We start from the raw sequence: 14486 nt of genomic DNA on the forward strand, positions 1-14486 counted from the left end.
AACTTTTTGATAATTAAGTTTGGGCTAAAGCCTATTTCACAGAAAGCCGGATAATTTCTGTTTAATCCCTGATAAGCTGTTTAATTTCATCCTGGTATTTTCTATTCTGCTTTCTGATTTTTATGACAAAATAGGAAAAGATACCTAGTATAAAAAGTCCAAGAATCATCATCCCAGCCATAAAATAATTATATCTGGTGGCTAGCTTTTCACTTTTTTTCAGAGTCTCCATATTATGAACATCAATAGCGTGATTGATAGAGCTTAATTCACTCTGCTCTCTTTTGAATTTCGTTTCAAAATATTTCTTGCTGTACACCTGATAAAGGTCCGGGTTTCCCATTGCCAGATAATTATCCGCCATTTCTTTATAAATTCCTTCATTAAGAGTCAGGTCTCCCGCTTCCCTACCCAGTTCTTCAGCTTTTATCAGCAGTGTAAGAGCTTCCTGATTCTGATGTTTTTGTTTATTCATCTCCGCAAGGCCCTTTAAAGCAAATGCCTCCAGGCTTTTTGCTTTGATTAACCTTGCCAGATTCATAGATTTCATAAAAGCTGTTCCGGCATTGTCGGGCTGGTTCAGATTGAGATAACAGTTCCCTATATTGTAATAAATGATGCTTTGGTTAAAATATGTTTTCTCCTGCTCTTTTACTTTTTCAAAATTTCTGATGGCAATTAAAAATTCCTGAAGAGCTATTTCCGGATTCGACTGACTTTTATAAATCATTCCTCTTAATGCATAACTTCTCGCCGTTTCAAAATGTCTCAGATAAGAATCTTCCGGAAGTTTTGTGAGATATTCATCAGCTTCATCCAGTGTTTCAAGACTTTTGCTGAAGAGTTCCATCTGCTGATACTGCACGGCAGCCGCAATCAAAAAACTGGTGTGAATTTTAGGATCATTCGTTTTCTGAAGCAATTCTCTTGCTTTTAGAATATATTGCAGAGATTCATCAAAGTTTCTTTTGGCAATTCCCGCTGTGGACAAAATCAGATAAATTTTAATGGATTTCTCAAGTCCGTTTTCTTTTCTAAGCAGTTTTTTTCCAATACTGGTAGCATAATCCGGATTGTTATAAATCTCACGGTTGGCAAGCTTCATCAGGGAATCATCAGAAATTTCCTGTCCTGAAAGAGCTGTCTGGAAAAGCAAAACACTCAGTAAAATGATATGGATAAAGAATTTCATCAGCTTTTATTTTTTATAATTTCCTGAATGTAGGTATTGGGAGACATCCCCGTGATCGATTTAAACACATTTGTAAATGCTCCGTGAGATGAAAACCCTGCGTATTCCGCCAGATAGCTTACTTTATAATTCAGATAGGCAGGATCTGTTTTCAGAAGCCGGGCAATGTGATCAATTCTAAGCTCATTAATATAGCCGTTAAAATTTTTTCCTTTGTTATTATTGATCACTTCCGACAAATATTTGGTATTTATTCCTGTCTGAGCAGATAAGATCGCCAGCGACATGTTCTTGTTCAGGTAACTGTCAGATTTTTCCCAGTCTTTGAGCTTCTGCAGAATTTCTTCTTCTTTTTCTTTTGAAATTTTAGAGAGATCTTTTTCCTGGGCTTTATTTTCTTTTAAAATTTCGATTGGTCTTTCAGCTACTCCTCCTGTTATTTCTTCTTTGAATTTCAGTTTTTCAAAAAAAACAAGCTGCTTCTTAAGATCTTTGGCTCTTGCGGATTCAATCAGAAAATAAGCAGTCGTTATCAGGATAAGAACTAAAATAATACTTCCTGCTATCCGAAGCTGGTTTATCTTATTTTGTTTCTGAAATTCAAGATTTTTATTATGGTACGTTTCAAGCAGCTTTACAACATACTGAATCCCTTCTTTTTTGTTAGAATCCAGCTTTGCTTTAAGATCGGTATATAATTTATTGTAGTAGTAATATTTTTCATCATTATTAAGAGCCAGATAGTTGCGGGCAAACAATTCGTAAAAAATAATTTTAAGATCGTTATAAGGAAGATTTTCGATTTCAGAGAATCCTTTTTCCAACTTTTGGATGGCTGTATTATAGTCTCCTTTCATAAAATAGTATCGGGAAAGACTTTCATAAGCAAATGCACAGATAAAGGCATTATTTCCATGCTTTTCAATATCCGCAATGACACTATCAAACAATTTTTTTGATTCTTCCAGTTTGTTCTGACGTAAGAGAAAAGTAGACCTGAAAATGCTATTTTCCCATCTGATAATTCTGTTTTCTTCATTTGTACCAGTGAGATAAGAATCACTCTTATCCATATTCAGTACAGCAGACTCATAGTCTCTTACCATCCCTGCATTGATAGCCTGAAGCTGAAATAACTTGGCGAGAACCATACGTTCTTTTGGATTCTGGCTTTTTAACAGATCCGGATCTTTTAAAATACCTGCAATGATTTTTTTTGACTGCCCATACAATCCTAAATTCTGATACTGATCTGCTAGATTATAATCATCAAACAATTGGATGAATTGTGAAAGATTCCCTCTTTTATCATCTTCTTCCTTCTGATTGGAAATACTTACGGATTGCACATAGTTTCCCTGTAAGGCATAAGCCTGGGAAATAATATTCCGGAGAATGACTTTATGTTCTATATTTTTATCACTGATCAGAAGACTCTGTGAATAGCTGATACACTCTTCAGGATTCTGATATAATTTCTGAAATGCTTTATCGGTTAAAATACTGAAATCCGGAGCCGGCTGCCCATTTATAAAAACCGGGCACCACAAAATGAAAAACAATATTACCATATTACTTTTCAGCATTTTTCTTACCATGAGGATCATTTTCCCGCTATTATTAACTGATATTTCTATCATTAGTCCTTTTAAACCACAAAATCACATATTGCTGATTTACAATATTTTAATTTTAAAATTCTTGTAAATTCAGTGAATTATGCAAGCACATTCCTTGATGAGGGGCAAATATAACGCTAATATTGTTCAAACCTTTAAGTCGATTCAAAATATTAGACTTATTCTCAAATTTCAATGTAACCATCACACCTATTAGCCATTATTATTAAAAGAAATTAAAGAGAATATCACTATCATCTAATATATGATTTTTTAAGACATCAATCAATCGTCTGTATTCATTAATATAGAAAAGAAATAAAACGCAGACAATAAAGGCGGTATCTAATCTTAAAAAAAATAAAAATAAAATGAGAAAACACTACTTATTATGGATGATTTTCTTCCTCTCAGTTTATCAACTGAATGCACAAACTTACTGTGTTCCTACTGCCGGAGCTTCAGGCCAGAACAATTACTTAAAAAATGCTGTTTTTTCTGATCAGGGAGGTTTATATTATACAGCCACCGCATATCAGGCTTATGCAGATAATTCTTCCAGTCAGATCGTAACTTCCTATCCTGGAGGAACAGTGAACGTTCATCTGGATTTTGCCGGATCAGGAGTAAAATCCTATATCTGGATCGACTGGAATAATGACGGGGATTTTGATGATTTTTATGAGAATCCAGTAGGCCCTTCAAGTTACTCGGTTGTTGATGATCAGTTTTTCATTCCGCCTTCTCAGGCATCGGGAATATATAGAATCAGGGTACAGAGCGGAACTTCATTTCCCAATCCGGTAAATCCGTGCGGACCTAACAATTATGGTAATTTTGTAGATTTCAGTTTGAAGGTAGATGCTTCTCCGGCCTGTTTTGTTCCAACAACTCTTACTTCTTCCGGTATTACCAACAATTCTGCAATTATTTCCTGGACTGCCCCAACTACAGCACCAGGAAGCTATGAATATTATTATACTTCTTCCACTACTATTCCGGATGCCTCTACTCCGATATCGGGAACCAGTAATACAGTCTCAGCACCAATCAGCGGACTTTTGCCTTTTACGACTTACTATTTTTATGTGAGATCAGTTTGCGGTACATCTAAAAGTGCATGGTCTTTAAGGGGGATATTTAAAACCAGGTGCGATGCTAAAACTTCAATGTTTGAAGATTTCGAAAATGCTGCAAACGGGCCTAGTAACGCTGACTGCTGGGATAGGATTATTTTGGGAACAGGATATCAGACTATTGCTTCCGGTAGTGGTGTGAATAACAGTAAAGCCATGTATCAAAGTGCTAATGGGGCCGCCAATACAACCATCGCCGTACTTCCAATGTTCAGCAATGTAAATGCAGGGACACATTGGTTGAGATTTAAAGCCAAAGTAAGCGGTACAGCCGGAGTATTAGACATTGGCTATGTTACCAGTGATACTGATGCTTCTTCTTTTGTGAATATTCAATCCGTGAATATCAACAGTACAGTTTTTGACGGTTATGAATACAGTGTTGTAGTGCCCAATACCGTTCCTGCCAATGCAAGGCTGGCCATAAGACATGGAGGAGTTCCTTCTGTGAGTATTTACTGGGATAATGTATATTGGGAGCCTAAACCAACTTGCTTTGCTCCTACAAATATTGTATTATCCAATGCTACCAGTGCAACAGCGAATATTACATGGACTGCACCCTCTCCTGCACCAGCAATGGGATATGATATCTACTACAGTACAAACAACATTGCTCCAACCTCATCTACTGCACCTAGTATAACAGGTGTAACGGCAAATCCTTATACTATACAGGGATTAAACTCTGCAACAACATATTATGTATGGGTGAGATCAAGATGCAGCTCCTCTGATCAGAGTGCATGGAGTAATATTGCTTCTGTCCTGACTCTCTGCGCACCTGTGGCTGGTTTATCCGAGAATTTTGACTCTTATGCTACAGGGCTGCTAACCAATGCTCCATGCTGGGGAAGAATTGTAACAGGAATCGCTGGCGTAAACATTAATGGAAACGGAGCTCTCTCCGGAACAAGACATATATTACAACGCAGTATTTCTGCAGGAGATGTATCCATTGCCATATTACCTGTGTTTACCAACATCAATGCCGGAACTCATTCTTTAAAATTCAATGCTTATTGCAGTGCCAGTACGGGAAAATTAGAAGTCGGATATATGACCAATCCTGCGGATGCTGCCAGTTTCACTCTGATCCAGCAGCTGGATATCACAAATACATCCTATACTCCAGCTACAGGAAGCAGTGACTACACTGTTACGATTCCCAATACCGTTCCTGCAGGAGCAAGGCTGGCCATCCGCAATACATATGCTCTTTCAGGGAATGCACAATATTACTGGGATAATATTTCATGGGCTCCTACCCAGACTATGAATGTACATGAGAATACAACCCAAACAAAAACCGGCATCTATCCTAATCCTTTTACTGATGTGATTACGTTTACTGAAAGCAAAAATCTAAAATCAGTCAGAATCTACAGTACTTCCGGGCAATTCATCACTGAGATCAGAAATTTTGAAAATATCATTTCATTAAAGGATCTGGCATCAGGAGTATATGTAGCAAGAATGGAAATGAAAGACGGTACTTCTCATACCGTAAAAGTTATAAAGAAATAAATGTTGTCTCTGCCATTAAAAGCGGCTGAAATTGATCTGTCGCTTTTATGGCAGTTTTTTATCCCCATAAACTTATTCAATGAAAGACTTTTACTTTGTTTATACTCCGGATTTTACTATAATAAAGCAATGGTTCATACTGATCAGAAGGCTGTTGCTTACGGTATCTCTTTTTCTGTCTGCCACCAATACTCTTTTTTCCCAAAGAGATACTGAACATTGGTTTGCTCCTATGATGTCCAGACTTAATGATTCCAATAAGCAGGCTTTATTTTTATCTACAGATTCCATGACTCCTTTTCCTGTTACAATCTATAACAATAATACCGTCATCGGAACTGTAACTATCAGTAAAGGTAATCCTCAATCTTTTGACATTCCTGTGGATCATATGATTACAGGATTACAATCGGAGGCTTTTAAAGTAACCGGACGAGGTCTTTATCTCAAAGGAGACAAACCTTTTTTCTGTACTTTCAGGTTTTCCACAAAAAATCATGGAGAAATCCTTACGTCCAAAGGAAAAGCTGGTATTGGAAACAAATTTTATGTTGCTTATGGGCCTATTGCTACAGCTTCTTCCAATAACAATTTCACCTGTGGAGTACTTGCTACTGAAGACAATACAATGGTAACAGTATCTAATTATGAAGCTTCCGTTCAATTCTCCAATGGGACTACTGGTACCAACACGCCTTCAATGACTTTTACCTTACAAAAAGGGCAGTCGTATATTATAGAAGGTACAGGAAACCAGGCAGGAAACCAAAGCGGTTTTATTGGAGCTAAAATTGAGTCTAATAAACCTATAAGTGTCACAAACGGAAACTTCAATGGCCAGATTACTAATTCTAACAATGGCGGTGATATTTTAATGGATCAATCAATTCCTGTTGAACGCTTAGGAGATGAGTTTGTTCTCGTTAAAGGAATGGCTCCGATTGCTTCCAATGTAGAAGGTGCTATCGTAACGGCAACAGAAAATAATACACAGGTCTATCTTAATGATGATGTAACCCCTATAGCCACCCTTGATGAGGGGCAATTCTACCACATCAACTCTTCTTCTTATAGTAATCAGAACAGCAGCGGACATTACAATATGCGGATCCGGACAACTAAAAGAGCTTATGTTTACCAGCTTATGGCCGGAACTTCAACTTCATTTGTTGAGATTACTATTGGAGCCAATTATATACCTCCTCTCAGCTGTTTTCTTCCTAAGAAAATTGATGAAATAGGGATGATCAATATATTACCTTACTACACAACTATTACGCCTGCCGTTAAGCTTAATATTATAACCGGGTCCGGGGCAACGGTAACAGTTAACGGAACACCATTAACCTCTGCACAGGGTCCGTTTCCAGTCACCGGAAATGCAAATTGGGTATCTTATTCTGTCTCTAATGTTACCGGTAATATTACCGTTCAGTCTACCCAAGCAGTTACAGCAGGAATTGCTGCCGGAGAAGGAAATGTCGGCTACGGTGGTTATTTCGCCGGATTCTCTTCCATACCCGTCATTGCCAGGAAAAACGGAACCTGTATTCCTGGTATGACCCTGGAGGTAGATGACAGTTATTCTTCCTATCAGTGGAATTTTAATGGAGCAGCTATTCCGGGAGCAAACAGCAATACTTACACCCCTACCCAACCGGGAAATTATACGGTGACTGTATCAGTGGGAGGAAGCTGTCCGCCTGCGACAACTCCTGTTTATAAAGCATTTTCCTGTCTTGCACAGACAACAAAAGCGCTAACAGTGTGCTCGACAGGCACCCCTTTGACTATAACCCCAGCTTTTACCAATTCTTCCCAAACTCCGGTTCCGGGTACTGTACAGATCATCACTCCGCCAGCCAATGGTACACTCAATGTAAACCCTACAACAGGATTGCTTACATATACAGCCAATACAGGTGCTGCAGCCGATACATTCACTTATAAATTCTGTGGTAACGTTCCCGAATTTACAGATTGTGAAGAAGTAAAGGTAAACATTACCGTACAATCAGTGAATGTTGTCAATACTACAATCAAGGCCTGCAATAATAACGGAACAGGAATTTTTGATCTTACTTCCGCCAATGTGGGAGGTCCGTCGGGAAGTATAAAAAAGTATTACCCAACCTTAGCAGATCTGACTGCCGGAACCAATGAAATTATACAGGCTAATGCTTATGTATCTGCTATTCCTAAAGATATTTATGTAAAAGTTTCAACTCCTGAAGGATGTTCTGCCCAGACAAAAATCAGTCTTCTGTTCAGTCCTTCCCCACAGGTTCAGAATGCTTCTTTAACGTCATGTTATATGGATTCAGCACCGGATAAAGGAAGTTTTAATCTTACACAGGTTTCGGTTACCAATGAAACAGGTGTTACAAAAGAATATTATAAAACGATGCAGGATGCCGTAGCCGGAATCAATGCTATTCAAAACCCTAATGTCTTCATTTCGGCCAGCGGAACAATATACATTAAAGTAATTAATGCTACCGGTTGCTATACTATTGCAACGGTAACTCTTACCGTTACCCTGCCTCATCCTTCTCCTTTGCTTAAAGATCAGTTTATCTGTTTTAATTCTACAACTACACTGGATGCGGGAACGGGATATCAGTCATATGAATGGAGCACAGGCGCTACTACCTCATCAATCTCCGATGCAGGAGTGGGAAATTACTGGGTGATCCTGGAACATGATCATTGTTTTACCAAACAGAATATTACGATAAAGGCCGCTCCCAAACCTGTTATCAAAAATATTGATATTGAAAACAATAAAGCTACTCTTACCGTAACCGGCGGACAGCCTCCTTATCTATACTCTCTTGATGGTGTCAGCTGGCAAAGCTCTAATATTTTCATTAACCTCCCGAACGGACAGAACAAATTTTATGTAAAAGATTCTTATAACTGTGAACCTTTAAAAGTAGAATTAACAGTTATTAATCTGATCAGCGCTATTACGCCTAATGGTGATAATATTAATGATACAATTTCGTATGCAGATTTTGCTTATAAAAAAGACCTGTCTTTTATGGTGTACGACAGATACGGAAACAATGTTTTTACCGGGACACGCTTTAACAATTACACATGGGACGGTATGTTCAGTAATAAAAAACTGTTTACCGGAACTTACTGGTACATCATCACCTGGAAAGAACCAGCTCTGCAGGATACCAGCATTAAATACACCGGATGGATCTTGTTGAAAAATAAAGATTAATTCAAAGGCTTACAGCCACCGTCAAGTTCAATTTAATTTAATCTTCCCTACAATTTATGAAAAGGATCATATTTATTTTTATACTGTTATTCTTATCTTCAATTGCTTATGCACAACGGGATACAGACCACTGGTTTGCTCCTATGGCAGCAAGTTCCTCGAACGGTTCACAGAAACAGGCCCTGTATCTTTCCACAGATAATATAACTCCTTTTCCCGTTACCATTTATAACAATAATACAGTAATAGGAACAGTCACTATCAGCAAAGGAAATCCACAGACCTTTGATGTACCCTGGAATCTGATGACAGGCCAGAATATAACGGATGCTATGAGTGTAAAAACAAGAGGCCTCTATCTTCACGGTGATTTACCTTTCTTTGCTACCTACAGATTTTCGGAAATCAATCACGGGGAAATCTTAACATCAAAGGGAAAAGCTGGAATCGGAACGAAGTTTTATGCAGTGTATTCACCATTGATGAACAATCAGATCAGTCAGAACTTCACTTGTGGTATTCTGGCAACAGAGGACAATACCCAGGTTAAAGTTTCCGGATATGCCATGACTACCTGGTTTTATAATAATTTCAACGGACTTACCCATCCCAGTATTACAATCACTCTGAATAAAGGACAGTCTTATATTTTTGCAGGCTACGCCAATAAACCCGGAAATAAAGATGGTTTTATCGGAGCTAAAATAGAATCTACAAAACCCGTATCAGTAACCAACGGAAATTACCACGGTCAGTTTGGGCTGGCTCCTCCTTATAACGGTGAAGATATTGTGATGGATCAGTCTGTTCCTGTAGAACGCCTTGGTCAGGAGTTTGTTCTTATTAAAGGAATGGGTAACCTTCTTCCTGAAATCGAGGGCGCCATCATTGTTGCTACTGAAAATAATACGGAAATCAGACTGAACAACAACCCTACTCCGGTTGCTACTCTGAACGAAGGACAATATTACCGTGTCAGTGCAATGAATTATATCGTTAACGGGCCATCCCATCTCAATATGTATATCAAAGCATCAAAAAATGTGTATGTTTATCAGCTTCTTTCAGGCATTGCAGATAATGATGCCACAGAAGGTTTTAATTACATTCCTCCTTTGAACTGTTTTCTTCCCACTGTTATTGATGAAATTGGAAAAATTGGAGAAATGCCCTACTATACGACATTCAACCCGCCACTTTCCGTAAAGCTCAATATCCTGACGCAGGCAGGCGCCGGAGTGGCAGTAAACGGGGTAACACCTGCAGCGGCACAGGGACCTTTTCCGGTAACCGGAACTTCAGACTGGGTTTCTTACTCTATTCCCAATATATCCGGAAATATTACGGTAACTTCCACCAAAGCTGTTACGGCCGGTATTATTGGAGGCAGCGGAAATCTGGGGTATGGAGGATATTTTGCAGGATTCAATTCTATTCCGGTGATTAGCAAGTCTTCGGGAGAATGTGTTCCGGGAATTGTGTTAGAAGTAGAAAGCGGCTTTGATCATTATCAGTGGAACCTCAACGGAACTCCTATTCCGGGAGCCAACGGTAATACCTACACTCCTGCACAAGCAGGAAACTATACCGTATCGATTACGAAAAGCACCTGTGCACCTCTTACAACCTATCCATACAAAGTATTTACCTGCCTTGTTCATACAGTAAAACTGATGAATGTCTGCAGTGCCGGTACTCCTGCTACCATCACTCCTACCTTCTCAAATTCTACACAGATTCCGGTACCGGGTACTGTACAGATCATAACGCCTCCTGCAAACGGAACTTTAACCGTAAATCCTGCAACGGGAGTCCTTACTTACACGGCCAATACAGGTACTACCACTGATACTTTTACTTATAAGTTCTGTGGAAATGATCCCGATTTTACAGATTGTGAACAGGTAAAAGTAAATGTAACCGTTCAGCCCCTGATTTTAACAGATACTACGGTAAAGAGCTGCGAAAGTAACGGAACAGGTATTTTCGATCTCACGACTGCTGCTGTGGGAGGACCGGCTAATGCTGTCAGGAAATATTATCCTACAATGGCCGATTTAAATGCCGGTACCAATGAAATTATTCCAGCCAATGCTTATTCATCAGCTGTCCCTGCTACGGTTTTTGTAAAAGTGACAACGGTAGAAGGCTGTACAGCTACTGCAAAAATCACACTTCAGTTTTATCCCAAACCAAATGTGCAGAATGTAACCCTCAACGGATGTTTTGTTCCCAATAATCCGAACGCAGGAACTTTTGATTTAACCACAGGCCTTGTTACAACCACTGCCCCTGTGACAAAAAAGTATTATCCTACTTTAGCGGATGCCACAAACGGGACGAATGAAATAACTACTCCTACAGCTTATATATCTTCTAATACAACAGTTTATGTGAAGGTTATTACAGCCAATGGATGCTTTGATTTTGCCCTAATCACTTTAAATGTCATCCCTCCTAAACCTTCACCGCTTTTGACAGACCAGTACATATGCCCGGACGCCCGGGTTACATTAGATGCAGGGCCAGGCTATACCTCTTACTTATGGAGCACAGGAGCAGCCACTCCTTCTATTATTGCTTCAACAGGTAATTATTGGGTGATCCTGACTTCCAACGGATGTGAAACAAAGCAATTTGTAAAGGTGATGTCTGTTCCTGTTCCAAAAATCAAAAAAGTGGAAACTACAGGAAATACGGTTACACTTACTGTAGAAGGCGGTACACCTCCTTACCAATATTCAAGGGATGGAATGATATGGCAGGATTCTAATGTTTTTACAGGCCCTCCAAGAGGGAAAAATATTTTTTATGTGAAAGACTCCAGCAACTGCCACCCTGTAGAAGTACAGATTCTGGTTCCAAATCTTATCAATGCCATTACTCCCAACAGTGATGGTATCAATGACACACTGGATTATACGGAGCTTGCATTTCTGAGAGATTTAAAGTTTGGTATATTCAACCGGTACGGACAGCTTATCCATTCTTCGGATAAAAACAATAATTTCAAATGGGATGGCACTATCGGAGGTACTCCGGTAAACAGCGGCACCTATTGGTATGAAATAAAATGGACGGATCCGGATACACAGAAAATGGTTTCCTACACCGGATGGATTCTGGTAAAAAACAGGAATTAGATCAAATACAATTATCCAATCAGGATTGTACTATTTTTTGTTTAAAAGACTGTCTCATTTTTTGAGGCAGTTTTATTTTTTCACCATTCATCAGATTGGATAATAATCTGATATTTATGCTGCACCTTTTATTTTTGCTCCGTTCTTAGCAGCTTCCATTTTTTTATTATTCCTAAGCTCACGTTTCATTTTACGGTAGTCCCAGGGAGCCATAGCATTAATATCCTGCCAAAGTCCTATTTTTTTCTGCTGTGCAGCTTCCTGCAGTTTTCCCAAAGAGGTATCTTTGGAATAGGAAAAATACCACCATCCCAATCCTGCTTTGATAAGCTCTTTGGAAAGGTATTTCCCATCGTCATAATACACTTTCGCAATAGATCTTCCATAACGGTCCGTAGTGGTTTCAACAAAGCTTACTGTTTTCCCGAATACCTGAGCAGAAGTAAACTGTTTTGCATTTTTACCAAACGCCTGTCCATTTTCCGGACAATCGACTTCAGCTAATCTGATCTTTTTTTGCTGATTGCCTTTTAACAGTAAAGTAATGGTATCTCCGTCTGAAATTTTAATCACTTTTCCGGTAGTCTGTGAGAATAGGAATACAGGAAAAAGTACGTACAGCAGCATTAATCGTTTCATGGGGCAAATATAGGGATTAGTGGGGCTTTTTAATGAAAAAAACCTCGCGTTTTGCGAGGTTTTTTTATGTCAAATTGAGCTATTTGCTTTTTTTGATCTCAAAGTCGGGAGACTTTGCGCAGCGGGAGATTAGTGGAGCTTTTTAATTAAAAAACCTCGCGTTTTACGAGGTTTTCATAATATTAAATTTGAGTTATTTGATTTCCTACCTCAAAGTCTGGAGACTTTGCGGAGCGGAGAAAGTTGGGAGACTTTGTGGAGCGAATTATTCAACATCCAATACTTTATGAACATCGTTAAAATTATACCAGCGTTCTTTTTTACCGGGATAATAATAGTACAATTCATCCAAGTATATATCTTCTTTAAGAAAGGTAGTTCCTTTATTTAGTGGTAATATATAATTGTCTAAATTGTTAATGAAACTAATGTATTGACTGTAATTATATTTAGTTTGTGAAGAAATGGTTTCGCATAGTATATCTTTATTATCAATTCTATTACCATCATCGCTGATACGTCCACTACTTGAAACATATTCATCAATCAGTTTATTACTAAAAAAAGAGGCTATTTTTTGAGCATCAATTGCTACGAAGAATAAATATCCTCCATTTTTTAAAACTTGAAATAATTCATTTAAATCTTTAGTAGAATGATTAGTTTTTTTTACAGCCCTACGCTCATTAAGAGTCAAAAAATTCTCTCTGCAAAAACATTTTTTAGCCATTAGAAACTGTTGAAATGCCAAACTATCCTTTTTTAAAAATGTCTGTAATTTTTCATATCTGGTGTTTCCAACAGTAGTTTGTCCCCAAACTATCATATTAAATAGCAAAAAAACTACAACAATGAATATTTTTTTCATCACTTACTTTGTTTATTATTTTTATCTGCAACGTACGAGTAAACAGCTTGAGCATCCTGGGTGTCATAGTAGTAATAATTCATATTATAAATCCCATTTCTGTAATCTCGATCTGAGTTATTAGAAAGATAAGCATTAACTTCTTCATTATTCTTAATCTTTTCAAAGATCTCAAGCTCTTCCCAACCATATAGTTATCTTCCTCAAATGGCTTATAATTACCATAATAAATATAACCTATAGATTTATTCCTGACATTGATACTATACACCTGTGAATCTTCAGCTATTTCTTTCCTAATAACAAATGATTGGGGCAAGCTTACGGATACATTGGAAATCCTATGGCTTACAAATTTTTCATTCTTACAGCAGGAAGAAATCATAGTTAAAAGAAAACTTATAAGAAAAAACTGAACTTCAGTCTTCAAATGTGATTTTTTATATTTCATTTTAATGATCTGCTTTTAATAAAAAATTATTTTCAGTTTCCTCATTTCATTCATTAGCTCCTTTTTATATAAATCAATATGAATACCTTGGATAGAAGGAAAATTGTGGGATTTCGCATCAAAATAATATGCTATTCTGTTCAGAAATTCTTCTTCATGATCTTCCAGATATTGATCAATCTGATCTGCTATTTCTGCATCTGGATAATCCTCCGGAGATTTAACGTAAAAACCGAAATTAATAGAATCATTTTGGAATGCTTTTTCCAACGCAGGAATGTAAATCTTATAAAAATCCTTTGTTTCCATTTTAGATTAAAAAATAAAATACCATGAACAGATGATTGCAGATCCCAAAAGAGGAAAAAAGAAAAATTTTTAAACTTTTTTAAAACAAGATAAGTCTATGGTTATTAACATGGTAAAGGTAATAAAAAAGAATTCAGGAAAATTAATTAAAAATTATTCTTCATTTTATTTTTTTTATTCCAAAAAGTATTGCAAATTTGCAGCCCTAAAAACGATGTAAATTCGTTATTAATAACACTCTCGGGGCGTAGCGTAGTCCGGTCATCGCGCCTGGTTTGGGACCAGGAGGTCGCAGGTTCGAATCCTGCCGCCCCGACTTAAAAAAATTTAGGGTGCGTAGCTCAGCTGGATAGAGCATCTGCCTTCT

Annotated in this window: 8 protein-coding genes and 1 tRNA gene; 4 read left to right on the forward strand and 5 right to left on the reverse strand. The window is 37.8% G+C overall.

Annotation, left to right across the window (positions count from 1 at the left end; genetic code table 11):
• Window positions 1-61: 61 nt before the first annotated feature.
• Window positions 62-1192 (reverse strand): tetratricopeptide repeat protein, encoded by a 1131-nt coding sequence (locus tag LIV57_RS19315; protein ID WP_227943909.1) that lies wholly within the window; start codon window positions 1190-1192, stop codon window positions 62-64.
• A complete protein-coding gene (locus LIV57_RS19320) occupies window positions 1192-2832 on the reverse strand; it encodes a helix-turn-helix domain-containing protein (protein WP_227943910.1) in 1641 nt (546 codons plus the stop codon). Before LIV57_RS19320 ends, LIV57_RS19315 begins: the two co-directional genes overlap by 1 nt.
• Window positions 2833-3182: 350 nt before the next feature.
• Between LIV57_RS19320 and LIV57_RS19325 the strand changes: the two genes are divergently transcribed.
• The 3 genes from LIV57_RS19325 (at window position 3183) to LIV57_RS19335 (ending at window position 11852) form a co-directional block, all read left to right on the forward strand.
• The gene (locus LIV57_RS19325) at window positions 3183-5474 is read left to right on the forward strand and encodes a fibronectin type III domain-containing protein (protein WP_227943911.1); all 2292 of its coding nucleotides are present in this window, start codon (window positions 3183-3185) and stop codon (window positions 5472-5474) included.
• A 79-nt stretch (window positions 5475-5553) separates the two neighbouring features.
• Window positions 5554-8709: a T9SS type B sorting domain-containing protein gene (locus tag LIV57_RS19330; protein WP_227943912.1), complete on the forward strand. Its 3156-nt coding sequence runs from the start codon at window positions 5554-5556 to the stop codon at window positions 8707-8709.
• Window positions 8710-8765: 56 nt separating this feature from the next.
• Entirely contained in the window at window positions 8766-11852 is a 3087-nt protein-coding gene (locus LIV57_RS19335; RefSeq protein ID WP_227943913.1) for a T9SS type B sorting domain-containing protein, read from the forward strand.
• A 114-nt stretch (window positions 11853-11966) separates the two neighbouring features.
• Here LIV57_RS19335 and LIV57_RS19340 read toward each other — a convergent pair whose 3' ends face one another.
• The 3 genes from LIV57_RS19340 to LIV57_RS19350 form a co-directional block, all read right to left on the reverse strand.
• Window positions 11967-12491 (reverse strand): thermonuclease family protein, encoded by a 525-nt coding sequence (locus tag LIV57_RS19340; RefSeq protein ID WP_227943914.1) that lies wholly within the window; start codon window positions 12489-12491, stop codon window positions 11967-11969.
• Between the two features lie 265 nt (window positions 12492-12756).
• Window positions 12757-13359, reverse strand: a complete 603-nt coding sequence (locus tag LIV57_RS19345; RefSeq protein WP_227943915.1) for a hypothetical protein — start codon at window positions 13357-13359, stop codon at window positions 12757-12759.
• Window positions 13360-13825: 466 nt separating this feature from the next.
• A complete protein-coding gene (locus LIV57_RS19350) occupies window positions 13826-14119 on the reverse strand; it encodes a hypothetical protein (RefSeq protein WP_227943916.1) in 294 nt (97 codons plus the stop codon).
• A 241-nt stretch (window positions 14120-14360) separates the two neighbouring features.
• Here LIV57_RS19350 and LIV57_RS19355 point away from each other — a divergent pair.
• A tRNA-Pro gene (locus LIV57_RS19355) sits at window positions 14361-14435 on the forward strand.
• Window positions 14436-14486: the final 51 nt, after the last annotated feature.

The sequence above is a fragment of the Chryseobacterium sp. X308 genome, from assembly GCF_020733145.1.
Taxonomy (GTDB): domain Bacteria; phylum Bacteroidota; class Bacteroidia; order Flavobacteriales; family Weeksellaceae; genus Chryseobacterium; species Chryseobacterium cupriresistens.

Coding starts and splice junctions, on each gene's coding strand:
- LIV57_RS19335 (WP_227943913.1), top strand. CDS start 8,766: ATGAAAAGGATCATATTTATTTTTATACTGTTATTCTTATCTTCAATT.
- LIV57_RS19340 (WP_227943914.1), bottom strand. CDS start 12,491: ATGAAACGATTAATGCTGCTGTACGTACTTTTTCCTGTATTCCTATTC.
- LIV57_RS19325 (WP_227943911.1), top strand. CDS start 3,183: ATGAGAAAACACTACTTATTATGGATGATTTTCTTCCTCTCAGTTTAT.
- LIV57_RS19315 (WP_227943909.1), bottom strand. CDS start 1,192: ATGAAATTCTTTATCCATATCATTTTACTGAGTGTTTTGCTTTTCCAG.
- LIV57_RS19345 (WP_227943915.1), bottom strand. CDS start 13,359: ATGAAAAAAATATTCATTGTTGTAGTTTTTTTGCTATTTAATATGATA.
- LIV57_RS19320 (WP_227943910.1), bottom strand. CDS start 2,832: ATGATAGAAATATCAGTTAATAATAGCGGGAAAATGATCCTCATGGTA.
- LIV57_RS19350 (WP_227943916.1), bottom strand. CDS start 14,119: ATGGAAACAAAGGATTTTTATAAGATTTACATTCCTGCGTTGGAAAAA.
- LIV57_RS19330 (WP_227943912.1), top strand. CDS start 5,554: ATGAAAGACTTTTACTTTGTTTATACTCCGGATTTTACTATAATAAAG.